This window comes from Prochlorococcus marinus str. MIT 1013, assembly GCF_027359395.1.
Lineage (GTDB): Bacteria > Cyanobacteriota > Cyanobacteriia > PCC-6307 > Cyanobiaceae > Prochlorococcus_B > Prochlorococcus_B marinus_E.
The window spans coordinates 394,480-418,341 of sequence record NZ_CP114778.1; the positions used below are offsets into that span (position 1 = coordinate 394,480).

Annotated in this window: 47 protein-coding genes; 21 read left to right on the forward strand and 26 right to left on the reverse strand. The window is 31.0% G+C overall.

Annotation, left to right across the window (positions count from 1 at the left end; genetic code table 11):
- Positions 1-47: 47 nt before the first annotated feature.
- The gene (locus tag O5633_RS02145) at positions 48-767 is read right to left on the reverse strand and encodes a short-chain dehydrogenase (protein WP_269610406.1); all 720 of its coding nucleotides are present in this window, start codon (positions 765-767) and stop codon (positions 48-50) included.
- A 307-nt stretch (positions 768-1,074) separates the two neighbouring features.
- Between O5633_RS02145 and O5633_RS02150 the strand changes: the two genes are divergently transcribed.
- Positions 1,075-1,827 (forward strand): MBL fold metallo-hydrolase, encoded by a 753-nt coding sequence (locus O5633_RS02150; RefSeq protein WP_269610407.1) that lies wholly within the window; start codon positions 1,075-1,077, stop codon positions 1,825-1,827.
- A gap of 4 nt (positions 1,828-1,831) precedes the next feature.
- Here O5633_RS02150 and O5633_RS02155 read toward each other — a convergent pair whose 3' ends face one another.
- From O5633_RS02155 to O5633_RS02165, 3 genes are all read right to left on the reverse strand, one after another.
- Complete coding sequence (locus O5633_RS02155) at positions 1,832-1,984, reverse strand: hypothetical protein (RefSeq protein WP_269610408.1); 153 nt, start codon at positions 1,982-1,984, stop codon at positions 1,832-1,834.
- A 90-nt stretch (positions 1,985-2,074) separates the two neighbouring features.
- Entirely contained in the window at positions 2,075-2,407 is a 333-nt protein-coding gene (locus O5633_RS02160; RefSeq protein ID WP_269610409.1) for a hypothetical protein, read from the reverse strand.
- 323 nt (positions 2,408-2,730) lie between these two features.
- Positions 2,731-2,946, reverse strand: a complete 216-nt coding sequence (locus O5633_RS02165) for a Nif11-like leader peptide family natural product precursor (protein WP_269610410.1) — start codon at positions 2,944-2,946, stop codon at positions 2,731-2,733.
- Positions 2,947-3,104: 158 nt separating this feature from the next.
- Between O5633_RS02165 and O5633_RS02170 the strand changes: the two genes are divergently transcribed.
- Positions 3,105-3,341: a hypothetical protein gene (locus O5633_RS02170; protein ID WP_269610412.1), complete on the forward strand. Its 237-nt coding sequence runs from the start codon at positions 3,105-3,107 to the stop codon at positions 3,339-3,341.
- A 50-nt stretch (positions 3,342-3,391) separates the two neighbouring features.
- Here the strand turns inward: O5633_RS02170 and O5633_RS02175 are convergent, their stop codons facing one another.
- A complete protein-coding gene (locus O5633_RS02175; RefSeq protein ID WP_269610413.1) occupies positions 3,392-3,589 on the reverse strand; it encodes a hypothetical protein in 198 nt (65 codons plus the stop codon).
- A gap of 86 nt (positions 3,590-3,675) precedes the next feature.
- Here O5633_RS02175 and O5633_RS02180 point away from each other — a divergent pair, with 86 nt between their 5' ends.
- Positions 3,676-3,876, forward strand: coding sequence for a translation initiation factor IF-2 N-terminal domain-containing protein (locus O5633_RS02180; RefSeq protein WP_269610415.1), 201 nt, complete (start codon positions 3,676-3,678; stop codon positions 3,874-3,876).
- A gap of 122 nt (positions 3,877-3,998) precedes the next feature.
- On the opposite strand, the gene O5633_RS02185 is transcribed toward O5633_RS02180, so the two are convergent.
- Entirely contained in the window at positions 3,999-4,220 is a 222-nt protein-coding gene (locus O5633_RS02185; protein WP_269611294.1) for a hypothetical protein, read from the reverse strand.
- 160 nt (positions 4,221-4,380) lie between these two features.
- On the opposite strand from O5633_RS02185, the gene O5633_RS02190 reads away from it, so the two are divergent.
- From O5633_RS02190 to O5633_RS02205, 4 genes are all read left to right on the forward strand, one after another.
- Positions 4,381-5,421, forward strand: coding sequence for a potassium channel family protein (locus O5633_RS02190; protein WP_269610416.1), 1,041 nt, complete (start codon positions 4,381-4,383; stop codon positions 5,419-5,421).
- A 100-nt stretch (positions 5,422-5,521) separates the two neighbouring features.
- On the forward strand, positions 5,522-5,773 hold the full coding sequence (locus tag O5633_RS02195; RefSeq protein ID WP_269610417.1) for a hypothetical protein: 252 nt from the start codon (positions 5,522-5,524) through the stop codon (positions 5,771-5,773).
- Positions 5,774-5,852: 79 nt separating this feature from the next.
- The gene (locus O5633_RS02200) at positions 5,853-5,981 is read left to right on the forward strand and encodes a hypothetical protein (RefSeq protein WP_269610418.1); all 129 of its coding nucleotides are present in this window, start codon (positions 5,853-5,855) and stop codon (positions 5,979-5,981) included.
- A gap of 560 nt (positions 5,982-6,541) precedes the next feature.
- Positions 6,542-6,895 (forward strand): DUF7326 family protein, encoded by a 354-nt coding sequence (locus O5633_RS02205; protein WP_269610419.1) that lies wholly within the window; start codon positions 6,542-6,544, stop codon positions 6,893-6,895.
- Between the two features lie 61 nt (positions 6,896-6,956).
- On the opposite strand, the gene O5633_RS02210 is transcribed toward O5633_RS02205, so the two are convergent.
- The 3 genes from O5633_RS02210 to O5633_RS02220 form a co-directional block, all read right to left on the reverse strand.
- Positions 6,957-7,496 carry a GIY-YIG nuclease family protein gene (locus O5633_RS02210; protein ID WP_269610420.1) on the reverse strand — a complete coding sequence of 180 codons (540 nt, stop codon included), beginning with the start codon at positions 7,494-7,496 and terminating at the stop codon, positions 6,957-6,959.
- Between the two features lie 40 nt (positions 7,497-7,536).
- Positions 7,537-8,829 carry a DUF2130 domain-containing protein gene (locus O5633_RS02215; RefSeq protein ID WP_269610421.1) on the reverse strand — a complete coding sequence of 431 codons (1,293 nt, stop codon included), beginning with the start codon at positions 8,827-8,829 and terminating at the stop codon, positions 7,537-7,539.
- Positions 8,830-8,976: 147 nt separating this feature from the next.
- Positions 8,977-9,210, reverse strand: coding sequence for a hypothetical protein (locus O5633_RS02220; protein WP_269610423.1), 234 nt, complete (start codon positions 9,208-9,210; stop codon positions 8,977-8,979).
- 232 nt (positions 9,211-9,442) lie between these two features.
- Here O5633_RS02220 and O5633_RS02225 point away from each other — a divergent pair, with 232 nt between their 5' ends.
- Together O5633_RS02225 and O5633_RS02230 are read left to right on the forward strand one after the other, a co-directional pair.
- Positions 9,443-9,610 carry a hypothetical protein gene (locus O5633_RS02225; RefSeq protein ID WP_269610424.1) on the forward strand — a complete coding sequence of 56 codons (168 nt, stop codon included), beginning with the start codon at positions 9,443-9,445 and terminating at the stop codon, positions 9,608-9,610.
- 302 nt (positions 9,611-9,912) lie between these two features.
- On the forward strand, positions 9,913-10,314 hold the full coding sequence (locus O5633_RS02230) for a DCC1-like thiol-disulfide oxidoreductase family protein (RefSeq protein ID WP_269610425.1): 402 nt from the start codon (positions 9,913-9,915) through the stop codon (positions 10,312-10,314).
- A 529-nt stretch (positions 10,315-10,843) separates the two neighbouring features.
- Here O5633_RS02230 and O5633_RS02235 read toward each other — a convergent pair.
- The 5 genes from O5633_RS02235 to O5633_RS02255 all read right to left on the reverse strand — a co-directional run bounded on the left by O5633_RS02235 (position 10,844) and on the right by O5633_RS02255 (position 13,930).
- The gene (locus O5633_RS02235; protein ID WP_269610426.1) at positions 10,844-11,059 is read right to left on the reverse strand and encodes a hypothetical protein; all 216 of its coding nucleotides are present in this window, start codon (positions 11,057-11,059) and stop codon (positions 10,844-10,846) included.
- A gap of 541 nt (positions 11,060-11,600) precedes the next feature.
- Positions 11,601-11,957 carry an AbrB family transcriptional regulator gene (locus tag O5633_RS02240; protein ID WP_011293945.1) on the reverse strand — a complete coding sequence of 119 codons (357 nt, stop codon included), beginning with the start codon at positions 11,955-11,957 and terminating at the stop codon, positions 11,601-11,603.
- 640 nt (positions 11,958-12,597) lie between these two features.
- A complete protein-coding gene (locus O5633_RS02245) occupies positions 12,598-12,843 on the reverse strand; it encodes a hypothetical protein (protein WP_269610427.1) in 246 nt (81 codons plus the stop codon).
- 177 nt (positions 12,844-13,020) lie between these two features.
- Positions 13,021-13,191: a hypothetical protein gene (locus O5633_RS02250; protein ID WP_269610429.1), complete on the reverse strand. Its 171-nt coding sequence runs from the start codon at positions 13,189-13,191 to the stop codon at positions 13,021-13,023.
- 136 nt (positions 13,192-13,327) lie between these two features.
- Positions 13,328-13,930, reverse strand: a complete 603-nt coding sequence (locus tag O5633_RS02255; protein WP_269610430.1) for an NAD-dependent DNA ligase — start codon at positions 13,928-13,930, stop codon at positions 13,328-13,330.
- 359 nt (positions 13,931-14,289) lie between these two features.
- Between O5633_RS02255 and O5633_RS02260 the strand changes: the two genes are divergently transcribed.
- The 3 genes from O5633_RS02260 (at position 14,290) to O5633_RS02270 (ending at position 15,085) form a co-directional block, all read left to right on the forward strand.
- Positions 14,290-14,541, forward strand: coding sequence for a hypothetical protein (locus tag O5633_RS02260; protein ID WP_269610431.1), 252 nt, complete (start codon positions 14,290-14,292; stop codon positions 14,539-14,541).
- A gap of 67 nt (positions 14,542-14,608) precedes the next feature.
- Positions 14,609-14,863, forward strand: coding sequence for a hypothetical protein (locus O5633_RS02265; RefSeq protein ID WP_269610433.1), 255 nt, complete (start codon positions 14,609-14,611; stop codon positions 14,861-14,863).
- Positions 14,864-14,884: 21 nt separating this feature from the next.
- Positions 14,885-15,085, forward strand: coding sequence for a hypothetical protein (locus tag O5633_RS02270; RefSeq protein WP_269610435.1), 201 nt, complete (start codon positions 14,885-14,887; stop codon positions 15,083-15,085).
- Positions 15,086-15,804: 719 nt separating this feature from the next.
- On the opposite strand, the gene O5633_RS02275 is transcribed toward O5633_RS02270, so the two are convergent.
- The 8 genes from O5633_RS02275 to O5633_RS02310 all read right to left on the reverse strand — a co-directional run bounded on the left by O5633_RS02275 (position 15,805) and on the right by O5633_RS02310 (position 17,981).
- Positions 15,805-15,930 carry a chlorophyll a/b-binding protein gene (locus O5633_RS02275; protein ID WP_269610436.1) on the reverse strand — a complete coding sequence of 42 codons (126 nt, stop codon included), beginning with the start codon at positions 15,928-15,930 and terminating at the stop codon, positions 15,805-15,807.
- Entirely contained in the window at positions 15,930-16,079 is a 150-nt protein-coding gene (locus O5633_RS02280; RefSeq protein ID WP_011823187.1) for a high light inducible protein, read from the reverse strand. The genes O5633_RS02275 and O5633_RS02280 overlap by 1 nt, the downstream gene beginning before the upstream one ends.
- Positions 16,079-16,225 (reverse strand): high light inducible protein, encoded by a 147-nt coding sequence (locus O5633_RS02285; protein ID WP_011294648.1) that lies wholly within the window; start codon positions 16,223-16,225, stop codon positions 16,079-16,081. The genes O5633_RS02280 and O5633_RS02285 overlap by 1 nt, the downstream gene beginning before the upstream one ends.
- Positions 16,225-16,344 carry a high light inducible protein gene (locus O5633_RS02290; RefSeq protein WP_011294968.1) on the reverse strand — a complete coding sequence of 40 codons (120 nt, stop codon included), beginning with the start codon at positions 16,342-16,344 and terminating at the stop codon, positions 16,225-16,227. The genes O5633_RS02285 and O5633_RS02290 overlap by 1 nt, the downstream gene beginning before the upstream one ends.
- 20 nt (positions 16,345-16,364) lie before the next feature.
- Positions 16,365-16,472, reverse strand: coding sequence for a high light inducible protein (locus O5633_RS02295; RefSeq protein ID WP_011125327.1), 108 nt, complete (start codon positions 16,470-16,472; stop codon positions 16,365-16,367).
- A gap of 253 nt (positions 16,473-16,725) precedes the next feature.
- Positions 16,726-16,998, reverse strand: coding sequence for a DUF4090 family protein (locus O5633_RS02300; RefSeq protein WP_011293955.1), 273 nt, complete (start codon positions 16,996-16,998; stop codon positions 16,726-16,728).
- Positions 16,999-17,085: 87 nt separating this feature from the next.
- Positions 17,086-17,718 carry a DUF938 domain-containing protein gene (locus O5633_RS02305; protein ID WP_269610437.1) on the reverse strand — a complete coding sequence of 211 codons (633 nt, stop codon included), beginning with the start codon at positions 17,716-17,718 and terminating at the stop codon, positions 17,086-17,088.
- Positions 17,706-17,981, reverse strand: coding sequence for a hypothetical protein (locus tag O5633_RS02310; protein ID WP_269610438.1), 276 nt, complete (start codon positions 17,979-17,981; stop codon positions 17,706-17,708). Before O5633_RS02310 ends, O5633_RS02305 begins: the two co-directional genes overlap by 13 nt.
- A 91-nt stretch (positions 17,982-18,072) precedes the next feature.
- Between O5633_RS02310 and O5633_RS02315 the strand changes: the two genes are divergently transcribed.
- The 3 genes from O5633_RS02315 (at position 18,073) to O5633_RS02325 (ending at position 19,457) form a co-directional block, all read left to right on the forward strand.
- Positions 18,073-18,759, forward strand: a complete 687-nt coding sequence (locus O5633_RS02315; protein WP_269610440.1) for a hypothetical protein — start codon at positions 18,073-18,075, stop codon at positions 18,757-18,759.
- The gene (locus tag O5633_RS02320; protein ID WP_269610441.1) at positions 18,759-18,905 is read left to right on the forward strand and encodes a hypothetical protein; all 147 of its coding nucleotides are present in this window, start codon (positions 18,759-18,761) and stop codon (positions 18,903-18,905) included. Before O5633_RS02315 ends, O5633_RS02320 begins: the two co-directional genes overlap by 1 nt.
- A 114-nt stretch (positions 18,906-19,019) precedes the next feature.
- Complete coding sequence (locus O5633_RS02325; protein ID WP_269610442.1) at positions 19,020-19,457, forward strand: hypothetical protein; 438 nt, start codon at positions 19,020-19,022, stop codon at positions 19,455-19,457.
- A 50-nt stretch (positions 19,458-19,507) separates the two neighbouring features.
- Here the strand turns inward: O5633_RS02325 and O5633_RS02330 are convergent, their stop codons facing one another.
- Positions 19,508-19,648 carry a hypothetical protein gene (locus tag O5633_RS02330; protein ID WP_269610444.1) on the reverse strand — a complete coding sequence of 47 codons (141 nt, stop codon included), beginning with the start codon at positions 19,646-19,648 and terminating at the stop codon, positions 19,508-19,510.
- A 324-nt stretch (positions 19,649-19,972) separates the two neighbouring features.
- On the opposite strand from O5633_RS02330, the gene O5633_RS02335 reads away from it, so the two are divergent.
- The 3 genes from O5633_RS02335 (at position 19,973) to O5633_RS02340 (ending at position 20,623) form a co-directional block, all read left to right on the forward strand.
- A complete protein-coding gene (locus O5633_RS02335; RefSeq protein ID WP_011823791.1) occupies positions 19,973-20,266 on the forward strand; it encodes an MTH1187 family thiamine-binding protein in 294 nt (97 codons plus the stop codon).
- Between the two features lie 121 nt (positions 20,267-20,387).
- A complete protein-coding gene (locus O5633_RS11675) occupies positions 20,388-20,489 on the forward strand; it encodes a chlorophyll a/b-binding protein (protein ID WP_110860922.1) in 102 nt (33 codons plus the stop codon).
- Between the two features lie 2 nt (positions 20,490-20,491).
- Positions 20,492-20,623, forward strand: coding sequence for a hypothetical protein (locus O5633_RS02340; protein WP_269610446.1), 132 nt, complete (start codon positions 20,492-20,494; stop codon positions 20,621-20,623).
- A gap of 36 nt (positions 20,624-20,659) precedes the next feature.
- On the opposite strand, the gene O5633_RS02345 is transcribed toward O5633_RS02340, so the two are convergent.
- Together O5633_RS02345 and O5633_RS02350 are read right to left on the reverse strand one after the other, a co-directional pair.
- On the reverse strand, positions 20,660-20,830 hold the full coding sequence (locus O5633_RS02345; RefSeq protein WP_011294973.1) for a hypothetical protein: 171 nt from the start codon (positions 20,828-20,830) through the stop codon (positions 20,660-20,662).
- A gap of 31 nt (positions 20,831-20,861) precedes the next feature.
- A complete protein-coding gene (locus tag O5633_RS02350; protein ID WP_269610448.1) occupies positions 20,862-21,014 on the reverse strand; it encodes a hypothetical protein in 153 nt (50 codons plus the stop codon).
- A 1,097-nt stretch (positions 21,015-22,111) separates the two neighbouring features.
- Here O5633_RS02350 and O5633_RS02355 point away from each other — a divergent pair.
- The 3 genes from O5633_RS02355 to O5633_RS02365 all read left to right on the forward strand — a co-directional run bounded on the left by O5633_RS02355 (position 22,112) and on the right by O5633_RS02365 (position 23,259).
- A complete protein-coding gene (locus O5633_RS02355) occupies positions 22,112-22,456 on the forward strand; it encodes a hypothetical protein (protein ID WP_269610449.1) in 345 nt (114 codons plus the stop codon).
- Between the two features lie 199 nt (positions 22,457-22,655).
- Complete coding sequence (locus O5633_RS02360) at positions 22,656-22,922, forward strand: DUF3764 family protein (RefSeq protein ID WP_269610450.1); 267 nt, start codon at positions 22,656-22,658, stop codon at positions 22,920-22,922.
- A gap of 67 nt (positions 22,923-22,989) precedes the next feature.
- Positions 22,990-23,259 carry a hypothetical protein gene (locus O5633_RS02365; protein WP_011294527.1) on the forward strand — a complete coding sequence of 90 codons (270 nt, stop codon included), beginning with the start codon at positions 22,990-22,992 and terminating at the stop codon, positions 23,257-23,259.
- Between the two features lie 54 nt (positions 23,260-23,313).
- Here O5633_RS02365 and O5633_RS02370 read toward each other — a convergent pair whose 3' ends face one another.
- Positions 23,314-23,817, reverse strand: a complete 504-nt coding sequence (locus tag O5633_RS02370; RefSeq protein ID WP_269610451.1) for an alternative oxidase — start codon at positions 23,815-23,817, stop codon at positions 23,314-23,316.
- Between the last annotated feature and the right edge of the window lie 45 nt (positions 23,818-23,862).

The window sequence follows — 23,862 nt, forward strand, 5'->3', positions numbered from 1 at the left end:
TAAATAATCAAAATAAAAAAAAACACTAATTTATAAAAATAAAACAATTACCAAGGAATTATACTCGTATCCCATGCTAAAAACTTTCCTGAATCTGATGGTTTTTGCTCAGAAATAATATTAATCAAATATTCAGAAGATTGTGAGGGACTAAAAAGTTTATCTTTATGGACCCCCGACTGAAAGGGTTTAGATAATTTAGTATTACAAGTACCTGGATGTAATATTGATACAATCGAGAATGGAAATTTTCGACTCCATTCAATACTCAATGTTTTTAAAAATTGATTCTGAGCTGCTTTGGAAGCCCTATAGGAATACCAACCTCCAAGCCTATTATCTCCAATACTACCAACTCTGGCACTTAAACTCGCAAATGAAAAGGGGAGTTCTGGTCTAATGAATTTTTCAATACTTTTAGCAATCAAAATTGGAGCAATGGCATTAATTGAAAAATTTTTTAAGATATTAGAGCGATTCAAATGTGAAAGTCTTTTTTCAGGTCTTACAAGATTTGAGTGAAGAAAGCCACTTGTATTTATAACGAGTCTAATAGGCTTTTTAAATAGTGAAATTTGTTTTTCAAAATTAATAAATGAATCATCATTCTCTAGATCTAAATAAATATCACTTTGTTTAACTAGTTTTCGAGCACATATAATAACATCCAACTTTGGCGATATTGTCTTCAAATAATCAGACATTGTATTACCAATATCACCAGCACCAATAATTAGAACCACTCCCTCCCAATCTCTAATTTTCATGATATTTATAGATATGTACCATACTATATAAATATTTTCCTATTCGAGAGATTCATTAAAACTACAGTTATTAATAGTATTTTTTAATATAATATACTAAAGTATATAATGTTAAAAATACTTGTTATCATGGAAAATGATTGGTTGTATGAATTTCAAAATTATATTAAAAGCTTTGCTCTACTAATTATCCTCTTTTTGATTATATTATTATTAATATTAGTGATCTATTAATATGATTAAAGTGCTCGATACATTAGAGTAAACCACAATATTAAATAACAATAGTTATATTAAAAGAAAAACCATGGTGATAAAAGCAACATACTACGGAGCTAATGGTTGGCTTATTGAATTAGATAAAACTAGAATTTTGATTGATCCATGGTTGAATGGTGATTTAACATTCCCACCTGGAGACTGGCTAATAAAAGGGAAATTAGTTAATGAAAAAGAAATTCCTAGTGACATTGATTATTTATTACTAACCCAAGGCCAACCAGATCATGCCCACGCTCCAACATTAATGAAAATAGATAAAGGTATTACAGTAATTGCTTCACTAACAGCTAGCAAAGTAGTTAGCAAAATTGGTTTTACCAAGATAAACACGCTCAAGCCTGGAGAAATCTTTACTAATAACAACTTAAAAATTCAAGCCACATCAGGTGCTTCAGTACCAAATATTGAAAATGGCTACATTATTGATTCAGGCTCTGATTCAATTTATATTGAGCCACATGGTTTTCTAGATAAAAAAATAAAACCTAGAAATATAGATTTATTAATAACACCAGTATTAGATTTTTCATTACCAATTGTAGGTAATTTTATTAATGGGAAAACCGTACTACCTCAATTATTAAATTTATTTAATCCATCAACAATCCTAGCAAGTACTACAGGGGGTGATATCTCTTTTACAGGTATAATAAATAATTTAATTAAAGTAGATGGATCTGTTGAAGACATTGATTTGTTTAAAGATACTAGTACTAACTTGATAAACCCAGAACCATTAAAAAAATACGAATTCAAAAGACAATTAAAATTAGGTTAGTCCACTATATTTTATTTTTCTCATCTTGAGTAATATAAAATTGAGATACTTCGTTTAACATTTTAATGACAACGTGATTTTCACACCTTGTTCTTTCTTGAAGTCTCATGCATGCTTCTTTGATATTTACAAAAGCATCTTCTCTCATTTCAGACATTTGTTCTTCAGTATATTCTCTTTGACTCATTGGAGCTTATAAAATTATTTTGATACTAGTATACCAATACGTTAAATAATCAAAATCACTTTAAGTATTAATTAAATCTGATAGATACTTAATTTGCTTACGATATTTGATAAGGGTTTGCAAGTCAGGAAAACCTTCTGCAGTTACTCTAGATAAAAAAGTTTTCTCAAAACCTAGTATTTGCTGAGCATTACCTTTATCATTATCAATACAAAATATTGGTTTTGTCTTGTCATAAAGGTTCTGATATAAATCTAAATCAGATTGGTTATCAAAAACAGAACCGTCTTCAGCTGTAAATGATTTTTTATTAATACTTTTAAACAAAAATAATGCTAAAAATGCTATTGCAACCACAACAAAAATAGCTATAGCTATTAATGTAATATCCATAAATTTAACAATGATTACTACATATATTAGTTGATAATGAATAAGAATGGGAATATATCATTCTTAAATGAGTATGTTCACTTAATTCAAAAAATAAGTTATGTTGGTTTGCTGTATGTTTAAAATATTATATAGAAATCTATATAATATTTTAAACTAGAAAATAGTAAAATGAAATTTATTTTTGTAGTACCAATTTTATTTATATTAACTATTTCCATTTTTTATTATATAAGTTATAGACGAGAGAAAGCTACTTATCATAAAGCTGGCAAAAAGTGGGATAGTATAGTTAAAGAGCTAAGTAGAAGAAAATAGTCTTTTTAATTGTATTCTCCTGGTACATCATTCTTTTGTACTGTAACTCTTCCAACTTTTTTTCCTGAAAACCTTAGCAATTCATCTCCAGAAAATTCATAACCTCTCCTTAACGCAATCAGGGCAACATCATCCGCCGTTGAAGAAGAAAGTACTTCATCTTTTAAAGAGGCATCACTCTGCATTTTCTTTAAAAATCTTCTTAATTGATCTAATGACATTAAAAAAAAACAAGTTCACATATTTTTTTATTTACTTTAGATTATAAAAGAGCTCATATTTTAAATATTACTAAAATAAATACAAAGCATAAATATTTAAATCCTAATTTTATCAGTGATCATAAGAAATGTATAATTAGAATAATATTGAAAAAAACATGAAGGCAATCTTAATTATAACTATTCTAATTTTTTCTTATGCTGGTACAGCTTATTCATATCCTGAGAGTCAAATGGACGACTGTGTTTCTAGTGCTTTAAGTAATCCAGCAACTCAATCGATATCAAAAAGTGCTATAACCAATTATTGCGATTGTGCTCTCAAGGCTATTATTGATGAAAATAAAGATATTAGAGAATCAGGTTACGAGTGTGCTCAAAAAAACTTTAATTAATCCACTTAAAATATAGACAAACATAGATAACAACTTATACATTAATAAATCTAATAAAAATTCGCATCAGACTTACCCCAATCACTAGGCAATGCCAAAACCCAATCATCAATAGAAGTTCCCAACCATTCCTTATATTCTTGAAATATACATCTTCTTATATTTGCATCTGATGCAGATTCCATTCGTAGCACCGCATTGGAGACAACATTGTGTAGGGTCAACTTCAATTCTTTATCATCATTCATTTAGTCAATTTAATTTCTAATACTTCTACACATAGCAATAAAATAAAAAAGTAAACACGAAGATCTTTATAAGATCATCAATAACAATGATTTTTAATGCCGCTAAATTGAGAGTAAAGGAATTAGCAGAGGTCCTAAGCGTTGATTCTCCTGAGATTATTGCTACATGCACTCTTCTAAAAATACCGGCATCATCCCCTCTATCATCATTATCAGTAGAACAAAGTAAAGAAATAATTGATTATATTCAAAAAACAAACGCTAATAAAAATATTGATGATAAATAATAATTGAAAGTATTAGGTCTTATAGAGTAAAATTATTAAGCCATTATCCTAAAATTTCAAAGAATAAATATGAGCTAGGTCAGTCTATAAGATGCTAGAAGAAATAAAAAATAAGAATAAAGCTACAAATCATTAGCTTCTCTGAATAAAGCATCTTGATAATCTGATTCTTTTTTTAAATTTTCCATTTTAATTGGATCAAAATGATCTATAAGTGACTTGCCAAACTCAAAAATTTCTAAATCAGATAAACCTTGATCGCGTAAACCTGCAAGTATTGCTGATATGTCTTGGTAAGCTTCCTTACATAATTCCTTTTTGTCATCAGCTGTAAGAGCTTGCATATTAGACAATTACTAACACATTTAATTAAACCATATTATAAGTAATAACTGAAGACAGGAGATTATATATAAGGAAAGATTTATACCTATAGAAATAAAAACCTATAAATACTTAATTCAATTAACATTATACTGTAAAAATTATGTTTAAAGAATTAAATTGAATCTAATAACAACAAATAAATTTAAAGGCTATTTCAAAGTTTGGGCGGCACCAATATCATTACTCATATTCTTATTTTTATTCGGGGCCTTAGGATATCGGATTACTGAAGGGTGGGATTGGGGTGATTGTTTATGGATGGTACTTATAACGATTACAACAATAGGATTTGGTGAAGTTGAAGTTTTGAGTTCTGCAGGTCGGATAATAACTTTTTTGATCATCGGCGGGGGGTTATTTGTAGTTCAATTAACTCTTCAAAGGTTTATACAATTGTCTGAACTAGGATATTTCCTAAAATTAGAGGAGCTTAGATTAAGGAGATTAATTAGAAAAATGAAAAATCATGTAATTATATGTGGCTATGGTCGTACAGGAAAAGAAATTGCTGAACAATTAAAGTCTGAAAAAATATCTACCCTAATAATAGAAATAGACTCCTCAAGAAAAACCGAAGCTGAGGAGAAAGGTTACAATGTCCTATTGGCAGATGCCACTATGGATGAAACATTATTATTAGCAGGAATAAAAAAATGTCGGAGCTTAGTGGTTACGCTTCCAAGTGACGCAGCAAATTTATATGTTGTTCTTAGTGCAAAAGCGCTAAATGAGACTTGTAGATTGATCGCCAGGGCAGCGAACGAAGAAGCGGCTAATAAATTAAAACTAGCAGGAGCCGATGCAGTAGTTAGTCCATATGTTGCTGCGGGAAGGACTATGGCAGCATCTGCATTAAGACCTATAGCAGTAGATTTTATAGATTTACTTGCAGGCTCAGATTGCGAAATAGAAGAATTCAAAGTAACCCAAAATAGAGATAAAATTGAAAATTTCAATAGTAATACAGAAAATGTTTTTAACTTCTCAAAAAGAAATGAGGCACTACTTTTAGCTACTAAAGTCTCAGGTCAATTAATGGGTAATCCTAAAGATAAGTTATCTGTCTCTCCAGGCATGATTTTGATATTCCTTGGAAGTCAAGAGCAATTAAACAGAATTAGAGTGTACTTGAAAGAAATATTAGTAAAAAATACATAGTTAATCTTTGAAATATCTCCATCGAGGGTTAACACTACAAGTAATACATAACGTATCAAAAAAAAAATGATTAGAAATATCTAAGTTGATTTTTCAGTAGATGCCACTACAAGAAAAAAAAGAGTTATCAGCCAAAGCAGGGACTACACTAGTGCATCCAAAAATTAATGAGACCATATTTTCAAAAGACTACGTAGATTTCTTAAGCGATGCTGGATGGAGATTAGAAAAAAAGCTTCCTTCAAACAGTAATAATTATTCGGACCTGCTAGAAGATACTGATTGGAAATCAAATGAAATAGATTTCAGATGTTCAAAACATTACAGAAGAGATCTTGATGCTTTGAGTTGATACTTTTAGAATACAGTTAAAGCTAATGTATATTTGTAGATCTCTTTATGAAATCTATAAATAGGTAATTTTAAAAGATATGGATTCACAAAATCAATCGTGGAAATTATGGGCATTTGTTTTTTGCCTTAATATTATTGCTTTTGGAGGAGCTTTATATCTTAAATCAATTGGAATCGATCTTTATGCATTCAGAGGTTCATCTTAATTTATAAGTAAACAATTTAATTTAATAATACAAAATTTAATTTATAATAAAATAAATGAAAAACACAAGTGAAAGCAATTGGAAAAAAGTTCTAGATAATATATTAATTTACAATCTTTATGTCTTAATAATAGGCTCTATATTCCTCGGTGTTAGCTTTACCTTAAGTGTTAATGGAAACTCCGGTTTGTATAATTTATTCCAGAAGCTCTGGTATCCTGTATTTATACCCTCATTAAGTCTTTTCTTTACTGCAATTCTAATCGAAGGCATATTTAATAACCTCATAGATCGAAATAATAAATAAAACCGTCATAGCTAATCTTTCAACATTTTTAAACAATCAATTGTTTTTAAAATAAATTTCCATAAAATAAAGAATATACGTATTAATGATGAGATTTAAAGTTTCAATGATTAACGAACTAGGTAATTTTCACGAAGAAACTATTATTGCCAATAATGAGAAGGAAGCACAACGGAATGTGCAGACATTCAACCCTAAATCAAAGGTCCTAGAAACAAAATGGGTCTATAAATAGTTTCGAAACATAATTAAAATGGAAGAACTTACTTATAGGGATCTAAGCGAAACCGAATTAGACACTCTTAAAGATATGTATATATCAAGTCGTGTTAACACTATGACTGAAAGTGATCTAAGAGAATTTGTAAAGGAAATTATCATCGATCAAATCAAAGGAACGGTAGGTAATGCTGAAGAAAAGGAAGCTTGGGAAGAAATAAAAGAACATTTCTCACAGGACTTAGGTCAAAAGATTCTTGAAGTGAAAGAGAAATGCAACAAAAACAATAAAGTAGAGAAAAAAAGTCCAGATGAGATTGAATTTGATAGAAGACTTGATCTTCTAAAGCAACAAGAAGAAGACCAGTCAAGTAAGGACATGTGGTAGAAAAAAAATCAGATATCACCCTCTAAGGATTAAGCAAGAAAATAAGCTCTAATATGTTTTATTATAAAAAGTTAAGTGATATCCTAAATATAAATGCAAATATAAAAATGCATATTGACCTTAAAAATCTATATTTTAATTCACTCACAAAGCTAAGATATTTACCTGAACTAGCGCATAAAGAAACAAAGGAGTAACCAAATGAAATCCTCTCCATCCAAAAAAGTGACTTTGAAATTATAATAGTTAAATCATTAACATTTAAAGATATAATTATTATTAAAAGAAAAGATATTATTAAAATAAATAAAAATGATTTAAAAAAAATCCCTAAAATGATGCTGATAGAGAAATTAATTTTAGATATTCTTTCCTTTATCTCTTTAAGATGATAATCTTCTAATCGAAAATACTCCGTTTGAGGGATTCTAAACTTTTTATAACGAATATGGAACTCCCTTTCTAATTTTATAAAATCTCTAGAATACAATTTAGCAACAACATCATCTGGCTTTAGTTGTTTCATCCTATTCTTAAAGTTTTTCGTTATACCAATCTTATATAAATCTCTATTTCTTATTAAATAAAGCCAGCCAATCATATTAATTAAAATTCAAACATATTAAATGTTTACGAATGGATTATGCAGCCTCATTTTTTCTTATCGAGTTAAATTTTTCTCTCATAGTAGGATTATTTCTAGTCAATCTTTTAACAGACACCTCTTGTGCTTTATCATTAGCTATCCTAAGATTTCTATCAGCTCCAAGTAAAGCGTCTTTTGTTTTTTGCAAGTGATTAATAGATTTATCAATCTCTATAATTGCTGTTTCAAAACGTTTTGAAGCTAGAGCATAATTTTTACCAAAAGAATCCTTAAAAAGTTCAAGGCTATTCTCAAAATTAGTTATATCAATATTTTGCTCTTTGATTGCGGCAAGTTCTGACTTATATTCAAGCGCCTTAAGTGAAGCATTCCTTAGTAAGGAAATAATTGGTAGAAAGCATTGCGGACGAACAACGTACATTTTTGGATACCGATATGAAAAGTCAACAATGCCAGAATTAAACAAGTCATTATCAGCTTCTAATAAAGAAACTAAAACAGCATATTCACAATTTTTTTCGATGCGATCTTTATTTAATTCTTTAAGAAAATCTTCATTCTTCTTCTTGTTAGAGGTACTATCACATTCGTTTTTCATTTCAAACATAATTGATATTATTTCGTTTCCTTCACTATCACTATCACGGAAAATATAATCACCTTTACTTCCAAAACTAGCGTCATTATCCTTATCAAAATAAGCATTGGGAAAAGCTGATGCCCTTAAACGATTAAACTCATTTTCGCAATGTTGCTCAAGTGATTCACCGACCATTTTTGTTGACAATTTTATTTTCATATCTCGAAGTCTCTCAATTAATTCATCACGTTCTTTTAACTGAATCTCATATTTCATCTTTATAGATCTTTCAGATAATTCCTTTTGCAGTTCAACTTTATCTAAGTTGTTCTTAATTTTTTCATACCCCTCTTTTAATTCATTAACTGCGTTAGAAACTGCAAGTTTTTTATCATATTCATTCTTTTCTCTTGTTTTCTCCAATAAATATGAAAGTGAGTCTCTCTCCTTTTCGAAGGTATGCTTAATCTTATTAACAGCAATATCTTTTTCAGTCTGAGCAGCAATCAATTGAGACTGAAGGACTTGCATTTTTTTTTCATTTACCAATGCGGCCTCATGCATCTGTAATCGAATATTTTGAATAGCAAGTTCTACGGACTTCTGTTTATCCTTTTGCAAATGTTCAAGTTCTTTACTCATTTCATCCTCAAAGGCCTTATCTCTTACCTGCTTAATGATATTTGAGTAATTTTCTTCATCGATGCTTATTGCACTACCACATTCAGGGCATTTGATTTCATTCATGTCTGAATTAAAGGGACAAATTTATCTATTCTTTCTTTTTATCTGTTTTGGCTTCGATAAGCAAGAATTATGTTAAACCCAAATCCACTAAGATTTAAAGTTTCACGTCAATACAAAAAATTTAGAAAAATTGAAATTGAAATTTTTTTATTTTTTTGAAATTGGGTATATTCCAGACAAATCACCTTTATTGGCTTTAATAGCAGAAGCTTTCCATTTATGCCATTTTTTGTTTCTTGAATAGTCTTCCTCCTCCCAAATTTGATTTTGAAATATCAAGATCCCACATAATATAAAAAATATGAGCGCGCCCAAAAAGATATGCCAATCAAGCATTATTGACGCATTTGAATAACGAACATAGGCAAAGGTTTGCAACATAATTTCCTTTCTGAACGAATACGTTCAAAAATGTGTACACACAAATTCTAAAGAATTTTCAAGACAAGTGAGTTTTAGCACTACACACCTTTTTAAAGGTTAAATATGAATGACTAAATATTTAGTTATAAATTATTTGTAAAATCTTTATTTGATTGAGCAATAATTTTTACTACATAATATATATTTATATACAATATAAAATAAAATTATAAAGTATTGATTACAAAAAATGCAATTACTAAACTTTGCTCTTGCCCATTCAGAGCTAGGTATAAGTCACTTCACAACAGATTTGATTATTGTTCTTTCATTCGCAATAGTAACAGCACTTCCTATGTCTTTATTACGACCTCAGATTCAAGAAGATAACGTAAAGAGCAATGTTTTCAAAAGCTGAGAATATAATTTTCTTAGTCAATTAATATAAGTAAGTTATAAACTAAAAGTATAAGTAATATAAAATAATGTATTTATATATTGTGTTAATCGCCCATAATGCAATAGGTTTACGATATTTAGAATTCTGTAATGTCTATTAAAGAATATTACCCATTAAATCGAAATATGATATAGACCAAAAATATCTGATTAAAATCATCATTAGTGTTGTGTGTTTTTTAAGTTGTCTTTCATTTTTTTGCTTAGTTAGACACGTTTTCAGACAAAGTCTATGTACAATATTTATACATAAAAATCATTATGTCAGACAAAATTTTATTTATATATGACGGTGAATGTCCATTCTGCAATCACTTTGCACAATTACTTGAATTAAAAAGCGCTCTTCCTGAATTCGAAATATTAGATGGAAGAAAAAATCTTGCCTTATTATCTGAACTCTTTAACCAAGGCTATGATTTGAATAAAGGTGCAATCCTCATCAGTAATGAAAATATTCGTCATGGTGCAGATGCAATTAATTGGATTTGCTCCCAGATCAAAGAGCCAAGCGACTCACTTATAGAAGTACTCAGGATTATTTTCACCTCTAACAAAAGGACCAATTTTTTATTCCCATTCCTGTTATGGGGTAGAAGATTTTTACTTACATTAAAAGGGAAGGTGTGGCAACCAGTTAGCGAAAACAATCAATTTTTTTGAAATTACAATCAAAATATATTAATAATTTTAAGTTTGGATGATTTTGAAGACTTTATTCATTAGATATTAAACCAAAATCCATGAAGCGAATTGTTATTCAAGCAATAAGTAAAAATACTAATTAGATGAAAAAATTGTTTTGATGAATAGTAAGCTATCTGTTGCCTCATAAATCACTAATAATCCAATCATAGATTTACTTCAACATTTGGTATTAGTATTGAACAAATTTTTCTTATAGTTGGTTTTTTATAATTCATTTGTAACATCAGTTGATGAGAGGAGAGACACAGTACATAGAGAGTGTTCAAATATGTAAAATAAGATTTTAAATATCTAAGCTAAATATGCTTATAGAAATTCTTGGTAATAGTAGTTCATTACTAATTATTCTTTTGATTGGTTTATCCATATATTTTGGTATTCAGGCTAAAATGAAAAATATAAAATGATCCTTAGTTATTTGAATAATTACGAAGAAATCTAATCTACAAGTAAGTTAGTCATAAAAAAGTGATTAAAAGTTAACTTATTCTAATATATGCTTTTTAACTTCCTCGAGATTATGACCTCTCACTCTCTCAATACTTGAGATAGGTATCCAATTCCAATCCACAAACAGAATAAGCATTACAGCAATAAAGATAGACAAAGGCAAAATAAGCTCAATAAAAACATGTCGAACCATATAAACCATTAAGTCTGAAGTATTAGTAACAATTTCTTCATAAAGCGGATCAAACAAGACAATTAGATACGTATAAGGTAATAAGGATAACAAAATTAGATATCAGAATGTGAGTATAAATAATTAGAGACATGACAAAAAAGATATAAGACTGATCAAATAAAAGCGGTTTTGCCAATGAAAGAGAATGCTCGACAAGGGTTTATCTCAAATGGAAACGGTCATAAACAATAAATACATAAGATTTTATCAAGGCGAAAATCAACAAAAGCAAAAACGATCATACTTAAAATTCACATGACCAAGAATCATGAAAATAGATAAAAAGGATAATTAAAAAAGGTATGTATCATAGGTTTTTAAGCATGAAAAACCAAATTTCATGATAAATCAAAAAAATGGTCGAGTAAAAAAATAGAATCTATTAAAGAAAAAACCAAAAAAGCAGACTAAAAGATAAGAAAGATCTAACTAGGTAAATAAAATATAGATGAATAATCATATAAATATATATAGAAAAATTTATCCAATAAAAAAAGCCGAGAGGCAGATATGCTTCTCGGCTAAATCTAAATGTTTTAATTCAGTTTTAATGAGATTAACCTTCTCCTTCTGGAACCAAACGGAATCCTTTACGTCCCATCTTAATCTCAAAATTATCGCCAGGCTTGAGATCTAAAAGAGCTGTATAGGCCTTTCCTATCAAGAGGTTTCCATTTCCTTGAACGGTAGCCACATAACTAAGCTTTCTTCCACCTTTACCAATACCTCCAGCACTTTCAGCAGCCAGGTTTACACCTTTAGCCTCAAGAAGTGCTTCGTAAAAAGCAGTGTAGTTAAGACGCTCTCCGCCTCCTTTTTTGGTGGAAACATATCCACAAGCTTTAACAAGATCAGATTTTGAGACATCTCCCAAGTCTTTGACCTTGGCTAATAAATCCTTACCAGTGAGCATGATAAATAAATGGTTGTACTTATAATACTAACTTATAATTAACAAACTTACAATATTTACATTAGTCCGAGACATTAAAGGTAAAAGTTATGGGAACAAAAGCATCTAGATTAAACTCAGTAATTCAAGGTTATGAGGAAAATTATTCATGCATGAAGCCCTTGATTTATAGGAAAAATGCTTTTTGGCATGCTTTAAAATAAATGATTCATAAGATCATTTATCTATTAGAAAACGCTCAGTCTCCAGCAATAGCAAGATAATTTTATAAAATAAGAAAAAATCTGTACCTGCTTATAGACACCTATAAGCAAATTAAAAGTTCATTCAATCAAATCGTTCAGTATATAAAGCGTTACTTTTGAATATTTGATAAGTGATGAATCAGAATTAAATTACTTATTACAACAAAAAATGAATCTGTCCAAAATTTCACTGATTTATATTGTATCTATATCCAGCCATTAGAATTTTCTGGGTTATTTGAAGGTCTATTAAATTCCTAGTATCAACAAGAAATAATTACTTTGAAACTTTCAGTGAGTTTTATTCTCCTTCTTAAATCAAACTAAGAACTATAGAACATAATTTCTCAAAAACTGTCAGGAAATCAAATCTTCTAGATATAAATGAAAATACTTTATTGGATATTCGCCTTGATTTTGGGTTCAAATACAGCACCATTACATATCATCACTGATAAAACATCTTTACTCTCATCATTCATTTTCTTAACAGCTTTGACTTGACTCAATGTCTCCGATGTTCTTCTTAAGCATCGATTCCAGCTTGAGGCTTGCTTGGAGATAGGGAATAATTGAATAGATAGTGTAGTAAAACCTAGAGTTAGAAGTCCTAAATAAATTTTTGAGTAAAAGTCATTCATTTTTTCACTGAAATAAACATCTCAATAAGATCTATTCAAACAGATCAAGTAAACCTCCACTCACTATTTCCTAATCAAAATATTATGTCAAGTTAAGAGATGAAAGTTAAAATTTATAGATTAACCGTATTGAGAATGAAAGATAATGCTGTAAAAATATCAAAAAGGAATTGAATATCAATCAGACCACTTACCAATAACAAATTCAAGAAGACGATCAACATCATTATCAGGACAGTCCGTCTTGATTTTTAAGTCCTTACAAGCATCACTAATTTTTTCAAAGCAATCTTTGACATCCACATTTGCCTCTATAGCTTCAAACATTTGCTTATCAGTAAAGGTCATATTAAAAAAGGAACGTTTTATAAAGAATATTTTAATTAGACATTTTGGGCAAACTTGATAAGGATAACTGAATAAACAGCTAGAGACAAACAACTATTACAAGTTCAAGTCGGTGATAATAATGATTAATCAAGATTTATCTAGTTAAAGCCAAGGCCCAATTAGGAGAGGAGGAGCTAACACCCAAAATATTCTTGGTCAATGAAGAATTGCACTTGGCGACGATTCCATTGGTAGGAAGATTTGAAAACAACTCATTCTTGATCCATTGCGAATGCCATATTTTTACCTGCATAGGATCATGAGTTCTTAGAGTTATTGGGACCTCGAATCCCCAGTTTTGAAGTTGAGTCAAATCTGACAATTCATCACTTTTTGAGGAAAAAATTTGGAATGCTTTAAATAAAATAGAGGAATTATTATCAATTTTCGAGCATGAGTTCGATAGCAATTGATCTATAGACATACTGGAATTAGAAGAATGTGAATATAAAACGCCCTCCAACTCAACTTCAACTTTTAGAGAATCATCAATATTCAAAGGAATAGAATCGATATTCCTAATGTTTTCAATAATCTCACTATCCTCACGAGAATATGCTTCTACTAACTGGCCATATTTATATCTAAGTCCTATTGCGCAACCATCAATCTTGGGCTGCACAACCATAGTTGATCCCTCTGGTAATTTTTCCCACCAGCTAAAGAAGCAATCCTTATCAAGTCCAAGTAATCTCATATATATATCAATAGGAAAATGTCGAGCGAAGTCCCTTCAATAACTTCTTTTCTTAAGAAATCAAGAAAATAGAAAGGGAAGTAATGTTATAACAACATAAGAAATGCAAAAATGGAAAAGAAAAAGTAACCAATACAAATTACCGATTCAATGGATATTTCTCTACGAAAAGATTAAAGTCACAGCCAAATAAATTTAATAATAGGGTAAAAATGGATATGAGAAAGATTTTATACCTTAAAAAATAATTTGTATAAATTTAATAAATCAGCATATAGATATTATTTCAATAAAAACAGTATTTATTCTCATGTCGTCAAGATTTTTATACCATAACTTTAAAAAACACATCTTTTATAATGACCATACCAGAGAAATATCCTGAGAATATGCCATGGGATTTAACTATCGATCAAGGTAAATACAATTCAATTCAATGGATCCTATCTAAAGCAGACATCGCTTATACATTCACAAGAAGTCGGATAGACGATAATTATGTATACATACAAAAGAATGATGGTAAAAGAAAAGCATATAAAGAATATGAAGCTAGATTCACCTACCAAAGATTGTTTGACGAGGGATATTCATTAGCTGCCTTTTCCTGATTAATAAACTAATTCTTGACGATGAAGAGCATAAGTGTAGGCTAAAAGATATAGTCACTTTTAATACATGCCAAGGGTAAAAAGAGAGAAGTATCCAGAAAAGGCTCCCTGGGATTTAGGACCATTATCTGAGCATAAATCTCAAGAAAATTGGAGGCTTGTAAGAGGATCTGAAATTGTCATTTTCGCTAGAAAAGGAGAAGGCAACCACTATTTCATCATGCAAAGAGACGATAAAGAGCCTATTGAGATCCTCGCATTTCAAGCAAGACTTACATATCAACAACTTTTAGATAAAGGTTTCAAGCTTGAAGTCTCGTGATTTTGTTGTATGAAAAATATTATGACCGAATTAGAAGAGCTTGAAGAAATAGTTGGATGTCTAGAAAGCATAGAACCATTCGGAATAGAACCGGACTTCAGTTCACTAGGTCTAGAACCAGCTGAAGTCTTAGGATTTGAATCAGAAACAGAATTGGAAAATGCTATTAAACTTTTAACAAGTGAAATCAAACATAATCACATGTTCCTTATTGATCTTTAAAGGATATATAAACAATATATATAATAAATTAAGTTCAATTTAGATAATTAAGATTAGAAATATATTAGAGTTGAATTTCTACAATAAGCTCTGTCACAGAATCTTCAGCTCGACCAGACCAATAAGATCACAAAAATATAATCTGACAGGACAAAACAATATACTAATAAATGGGGAAAGTTATTTAACCGAATAACTCCTATTATTCATTCAAAAAAATATGAAATTAATTATCTACATATAATAAAATAGCTTAAACTAGGATATCAAAGTTTAAAGAAATTGATTTTATAAAGGGAATGAATTTAAGATAAAAGTTTATTACAAATAATACTTTTACCATTATTTAATTTCTTATGAATAAATTTTTGAAGAAGAAAATTATTAAATACTAGATAAAATAATTCTTTACAAAAATCTACCAATATAAATGGTAGGAGTATATTTTAACGCAGCATTATCAGGGGATTCTAGTAACATTGCATGTACATAGTAAAGCCTAACCTGTTCAAAAAAGTTCCAGATAATTGATTTTTTGCATAATTGACAATGAACTGACATTATCTCCATTGTCAGATCTTATTGGTTGTTATGCCCAATCGGTATCTTCTAGGAGACATGAATATTCTGAAATATCAAAGAAAGTATCTTCGTTAAGAAGATCGTCGACTTCTGCTCGAAGCCAATAACTTAAAGCCATTTTAATAAAAAAGTAGAGGTTAAACAAAACCTGGAATAATCCAGCCAGTTAGTCCGTAGTTAATGACTGCAGCAAAGAAGCCCATCATCGCGAGACGACCATTCATTATTTCAGCTGTTTTCCAGTAGTTAGTTTCTTTGTTCATTACACGAAACCTGGAATGATTTGACCTGTTGTTGCATATGCACCAACTAGAGCAATGCATCCAAATAATGCAGCATAGCCGTTAAGTCTTTCTGCAGTTACCTTTTCAGGATCAATGTTTCTGCTGTTGTTGTTGTTTTGAGTAGTCATTACACAACACCTGGAATGATTTGACCTGTTGTTAGATATGCACCAATGAGTGCCCAGCATCCAACAAATGCTGCGTAGCCATTGAGTCTTTCAGCAATTACTTTGCCTTCTTCAACTCTTGGAGTTTCAGTGGTTTGATTTTTCATTAAACGACACCTGGAATAAGTTGACCGGTTGTTAGATAGATACCTGTTAGTAGAACGAATGCCATCATGGCTGGTCTGCCGATGCTTCTTTCTAGGATTGTTTTGTTAGATGGTTGCATTGTTATTGGTAGTTATTGGTTTAGAAAATTCCAGGAATGATTTGACCTGTGGTTGCGTATGCACCGAAGGCTGCAACGAAGCCAAGCATTGCTGCCCAACCGTTAAACTTTTCTGCTTCTGGAGTCATGATGAAATCCGAGATGTGTATGTGAATAAATGTAAACCAATTATTAATCTACGTAAAGCCCCAAAAGTACGGCTTGCCTCATGAATGTGGAATTCAGACGCAACGGATACAAAAAACATAGTTAATGCAGTTAATTCGACTACATAAGACAAGAGTCAAACCAAGGCGTTTTTCTCTCACAAGAACAAATGCCTAACAAAAGTGTGACACTAGTGACACATAGCGTATTAGATATATTTTCTCTTATCAGGTATCAGTTATAAAAAAAGTCAATTTCTTTAGCTTTTAATCCATCCCAACCAGCTTTGATTAATCGTGTATTTAGAGTGTCTTGGTCAAAATGTTTGGACCCAGTTTTAACAATACGGTTTCGCATTGATTTCTTAACTCCACTTCTTTTACGCGCATTCTCCTTATCCATGACATCCCTGTAGAGGGTCAGCATTTCTGATGGAATAGGACTTCCATCTAGATCTAAGCCAGCTTGGATAGCGTTATCAATTGCATCTGGGCCAGAGAACTCCACAAGAAAAAAGCGTAATGGATTTATTCTCCTATCGCATCTACCGAATTTCTGGAATTCTTAGTAGAAAGAAAAAAAGTAGTGTAAATTTTACTTTATGCGATAAATAACTGAAAGATTATTGGCTGGCATATCGATGACGTTATCAAGATTAAATCCATTTTCAGAAGCAATAACATTAACGTCTTCTAAGTTGCGAAGCCCCCAGAGCGGGTTTTGTATTTTTAAGGATTGATCAAAATTCAAATTACTTTCTGATGTTTGTTTTTCTTTTCTTAAGAAAGGTCCATAGAGCATCAAAAAATTACTTTGATCTAGATATTTCTTTGATTCTTCAAACAAAGATCTTGTACAACTCCATGGTGAGATATGAATCATATTTATGCACACAATTCCCTTAATTAAAGCCCCAAGTCGATTGGTAATTGACCAAGGACGAATATCTACATCAAGATTAAGAGGTTCAGGCATTTTTGAAAAAAGCCCCTCATGCCTAATCCATGAATTAATACTTTGTCTATGTTCAAATTCGGGATCACTAGTTTGCCAAGTAATTGATGGGAATTTTTTTTGAAAGAAGACTCCGTGTTGTCCACTACCACTAGCTATTTCTAAAAGCCAGCAATTAGGAGAAATATAATTGCTTAAAACTGCGGCGATGGAATCACGATTCCTTGTCGTAGCCGGAAAATCTAGTCGATAGTCGGGATTTATATTAACCATGATTTATCAAAAGTTAATAGGACTAAGGAATCAGAATTGTTTGGAAGTTTTTCCTTAGAAAAATCTTTAATAATAAAAATAATCATTATTAGTAAAGGAGCTAGAAATGCGGATGCGGCAACTGCTCCAATAATCCGTCTTGAATTTAATAAGGGCTTTTTAACTAATGGGTCACCGCAGAGACCACAAATCAAAACACCATCACTACTAGTTTTATGAAATTGATAACGAGAAGAGCAGAAAGGGCAATAATATCGGCTCATTCCTGATCTTACAAAAAACAAAATTTATCTATATTAAATATGCCTACCATTATAAAAAGCAAACTAATTTGATTAAATGTAGGACTTAAAGATGAGAGAAGAGATTGAGGTATCAAATCACCTTGTAAGGAATCTTGAGAGAATATCTCCAGACAATTCTATCTTTAATTACAAATCTGGAAGAAATGCCTTCTTATCATTAGGACAAGGAAATATTCGTGAATGGTTGGAGATATTTCTTCCGAATACACGAATAATTTTAGAACCAAAAATCATTGGATCAATCATTGGCATTCAATATATCAATGGAGAATTAAACAAGGTCATAAATAAAAATAGTCAAGACATTACAGAAATTGTAAGGTCTCTTAAAACTATTCCTAAAAGCCTAGCGATTAAAAACAGACTAGAAATACAAGGAGTTCTTTACGACAATAAAAATTTATCAACTAGAAAAAATGAAACTGAATTTATAGATATTCAAAATTTTATATCAAAGTCTAAAAGACTTAAATTCTGCGCTTTTCAAATATGTCAATGCAATATTAATCATTTTCAATCACTTCAGGAATTAAAATATCTAAATTTTGAAATTCCTCAAACTCAATTTACAAACTTCATTTCTGATATCGAAATCTATCTTCAATGTTGGAGAGAGGGTAAGTTATTTACAAGCTATCCAACAAATGGACTAGTATTGAAAATCAATTCAAGAAAATTGCAAAAGTATCTTGGAGAAAATAACCTATCAATACCTTGGGCATACGCCATAAATTAATGATTATTGCTACAACTCAAAAAGCATCAGAAGTAATTGGAGGAGTAGAGATCTTTTCCCCAATGGGATTAACCATCCTAACCATAGGAATACTATTTACAGTAGGTGTACCACTAACAATGATTTTAAGAGGAAAGAAAGATTAAGTTATTTTCACTGACGATTTTATGGAGAATAAAATTGTGAGTAACTAAACAAACAACTACAAAAAAAGGATATAGATTAAACTCGTTAAAAGCAAGATTTAATGCAAGAAAGATATGAATAAAAATATTAAAATTCTAATTCTTTATATCAACACCTTATTTAAGTATATTCATCCAAAGAAATTTCATTTCAATTTGGTATTGCTATCAGGATTACTCTTGGTACCATTGCAACAAACCAGATCGGAAGAACTTTTTCTAAAATGTGTTGGTAAATATGAAATAAATAGAGGTGCTCTAATCAAACCAGATTGGGAAACGAGCTACCTAACAATTAATCTAGATGGATTAATATCTACTATTTACGATAAAGGAATAAAAAAAGAAGGAAGGACTTTGATTAGACGTAATTCATACACAATAACTCAAAGAGATAATAGAAACAGCGTTAGGAATATCTACAAAATCAATGGAAAGTATGGTACCTACTCAGTTGAATCCCCACAGAGGTATAGAACTTTGATAGGTACTTGTCAAAAAGGAAGAGGTTAAGAAGATTGATTTAAAAAATAAAATACTACTTCAATTATTTTCTAAATCAATTAATTGTCACTTCCTTTACTTTGATCAAGACCTTGAGCTCTGCGGTTTTTGGCAATACCTCCAACCCCAAGCACCAAGAAAATCATATAGAAAAATAAAGTAGAAATAATCGTAATGATTGCAATCGTGGCAATATTCATTAAAAAAATATTGAATTAATTTGTTCTCTAAATCTAACAGGAAGTGTCAATACAACCACTTAAGTAAAGACAACAGTAACGCCACTGATAAGTATCGCAAACGTAATAATGAAAAAAGGCAGAACTTGAATTTTATTGTTATTCATAGAACTCAATTTTTTAATACAGTAATAAAATCACAAAGAGGACGAGACGAATAACTACGCAAAAACATTAGTAATAACCGGCCTATAATAATTTTTTTGTAAAAAGCAATTATTTAAGAAGACTTTAAGTATAAAATTATTAGCTAGAATTTAATTATGCTTTCAATTTTAAGTTGATATGTGGGTAAGCATAGATCTTTGCTTAGTACCAATAGGGGTAGGTGTCTCATTATCTCCATACATAAAGACGTGCTTATCAATTATTGAGGAACATAAGCTTGAGTATGAACTGGGTCCAAATGGAACTGCAATTGAAGGGGAGTGGGATCAAGTTTTTGAATGCGTAAAGAAATGCCATGAGGCAGTTCATAGCAAAGGTGCTCCACGTGTTTATACAACATTAAAAGTAAATACACGTACAGATAAGAAGCAATTATTTAAAGAAAAAGTGGGAAGTGTAAGAGGCTCATAGCAAAAGAATTTAAAAGCATTAAGAAAAAGTTTAAAACCCTAAAACAAAAGAAAGATCCCAACATTTACCCATGCATACTCATAGAAGTACTGATATAAAAGAAATACCAGCACGGTAATTAATGACTATCTTTGCTCGTCTAAGCAGATCAGAAGTTATTCACGGAAGAGTGGCTATGTTTATCGTTGCTATCTGGTTATTCACAAACTATCTAATTCGTTAAGAATGGCTAACCCTATTAAAACTTGGTTTTTTGAATTAATCGAAGATGCGATAGGCAGTAAAGCCATGAAGCAATTTAAGGAAGAAGAAAAAAAAAAGAATTCCGAATCAAATGATGAGCCCAAACAAAATTAGGTGTTAAAGACTCCTAGTTATATATCTAACCAAGAATCAATCCCATTCAGCTGCAACGGCTCTTAAACCACTAGCAATGATTTCGTTGGGGCAATTAGTATCTTCCTTTAAGGCCTTAGCTGCAAGATGAACGTTCTCCCAAAAAACTGACACTGCTCCAGTCTTTTGATCATCAGAGAATTTAAAATCCTCAAAAGCTTTTGGCATTTTCCTATTTTTTTAAGTTCTAGCAAAAAATTCATTCATCAACTTTAATCTTCACTGCTTCAATGTAATTATCTTTTTTATTATCTAAAAATAGTTTCCTTGTGATTAAAACTGCCATGGCCGTTAAAAATATAAAGCCAACACTTTGAACAAAATCTATATAGGTTGCCAAAAAATGAGTCATTGGGAACTTGATTATTTCAAATGTAGAGGAAAAAAATCAAATGACAAATTCAACAACACAAAAGCAATAAACAGTAACTTAATGATCTGTTGAAGCCAACTAACTATCACCTAACAAGGCACCAGTACCTATATCAAAAACATTATCAAGGTTAGATAGCAACTCTTTTAATTCTTCTCCGCTGATTCTTTTAATCTCTTGGTAAGTTTCTTTAGACATCAAAAAAATTAAATCAGATGCAAATTTAACCACTCCTAATCAGCCTCAGAGACCGTAAAGACCGATAGGGGTAATTGCCTTTCGGTATACTTCAATAAAAAGAAATAATGATAATAATAAGTCTGCCTGTATAAAAATTTCTAATCAATACCGCATAGAAAATAACGATACCAATGAGTAATAGATGCTAGGTAATTATTCCTACACGGCTGACAGTGGTTTGTTCTTATATTTTTTGAACTTCTCAGGACAACCTTCTTTTTATACTGAGCTTTAGAAGGTTGTTTCTTTGAATAATAAACGTCAGTACTCCTCCCCAGAAGCCAATCAATTGATGACCAGTGCAATTGATTGCCTGACGTACATTTATCCTAAAATCACTTTTTCATCAATAGTTCTGTAGGACCGTACGTCTTAGGTAGGGAAACCGTAGAAAGAATAAAACTCTTTTAATTAGACATTTAAAAAGGGCCCGAGGGGGCCCTTTTTCTTTACCGATTCTTTGGAAGCTTCTGGATATTGGTGGCCTGGGGCCAAGTGTCTAGTAGAAAGGCTTTTTTACTCCGTTAGGGCACCTAAACGATGCAGAGGAGGTTCGACTGAATTGACGCACCTAAATCATTGATCCTTGTCGCATCAGACGAATAACCTACTTATTCATTGAGAATGTTGGAGCAGGAACCAGAATTCAGTTCGCTTCTCTTAAATACTCAGGTGGAGTGTCGACCATCAATGGTGCCTCTTAACTCAACAAACGTATCTTTGCTCTATTCGCACCTCAACGCAATCAGCCTTAATGCCCATTGCATTTCCACTACACCTGATCAAAAATAGTAAGTTTGGGGTCTAAAACTTTCATCTCAAATCAAACCATCAATATGTCGAGAGAACAAAAAATTAAACAAGCTCAAATAAGCATTTTCGGTGAAATAGCTAAAGAATGTAAAACTGATCATCAAAAAATTGAATTTTTCGATTCATCTAAGGAAGCATTTTTCACTGAATCAAATGAATCAACAAGCTCGGTTACTGAAGATATCCCTAAAGACTTAGACGACGGGTTTTACGTATACGCAAATATGAAAAAACTTAGCGAAAAGGAGCTTGAAGAGTTAAAAAGTCTGCCATGGAAAGAATACCCAGAAAACTTTAAGATATTTTTATTCGATTTTTGCATCTTAAATGGTGATGCCTATTCAAAATACTTCCCCAATTCAAAGTAGTTTTAGCAATTTTCTAATACGATCTACTTAACGAATGAACGCGATAATTTGCTTGTGTGGCATACGGAAAATCCCTCTAGCAAAGAATATTTAAAGACATCCGATAATATATTTATTGCAGTCAGGCCACAAATATGATGCGTTATTGCAAGCAAGGTAGGAGCTTTTAAATTGAAGAAATATCCTTATTTCTCACCTAATGCTTGAAACAACTGTATGTACATTTGATGTGAATGTACCTTACGATGAATGGGTGAAAAAGTTTGACATCGACGAGGCTCCAGCCAGATCAGCAAAAGGAATAAAGGTGATTTTCAGAGGTGTCAGCAAAGATAATCCTGAAAAAGCGATCGTTGTAGTTCAAGCTTTAGAAGGTGTCTTAGGAAAACATATACAAGAGAACATTGAAATATTTGAAAAAAATGGTGCAGTCATGAGTACGGCAGAACCTAGTCTCTGGTCTTGAGGATCCAAATTGCTTAGGTATAAATAAAGAATCAAATCAAAAGATTAGTCTCAATTAAATCTGAACAATGATTAGAAATCTGTTTTTCTTAATTCTCGGAGCATTTAGCGGTCTTTGGTTTATATGGCCTCAAATCATTACGACCAAAGGTTGGGAATGCACAAAAGATGTTATTGCATCTTCTAATGAAGATTTAACAGATATTGAATCATTAGTTGAATCCTTGCCAAACAGAATCAAATTAGGCTTGGCTGTTTCCCCCAAAACATTGCTAAAGAGAGAGAACCTTACTCGTATCGAGAAGCTCAGAATTGTTGGAGATGCTTGCTTTAGATAAATTAAAAGGCACAAGGAAAATTATCATTATTCACATCAACAAAAAGTTGGCGTCTTAACTTATCAAAGCAATTGCTTCTTTTAATTCGTTCGCATGATTGATCTCATCTTGAGCAATTTCACGTATCCTCTGATCGTTTGGATTAACGGTTAGATACTTTGCATAAGTTTCATACGCATGCTCTTCAATTTTTATATTTATATCATATGCATTTGATGGCGATAGTAAGTAATAAAAAACCATTACCCAGTAATAGAAGAGCACCAAATGCCTGGCAAGAAATCGATCAACCCAATATCTATTGCCGCTTCGTGATTCCATCTCTTCTAAATGCTCCGTCTCATTGATTGCTTGGTAAAAATGAGCCTTCATGAGCTTGTTGCTTAAAGGAGTCTTTAGGCCAAGCGACTCTTGTAAATGCAAAACTGATAAGAATGCAAAATAAGGTGCTCTAGCAATTACCTCAAGAACCCAAAAACGTTGAATCGGTCTACCTTCGTAGATCCGATCAAGAATACTTACACTAAAATCTAAAACAAATGAATTAAAATCTTTCATAACTCCTTTGCTAAATATTTAAGTATAAATACTCAGCAAAGGAAT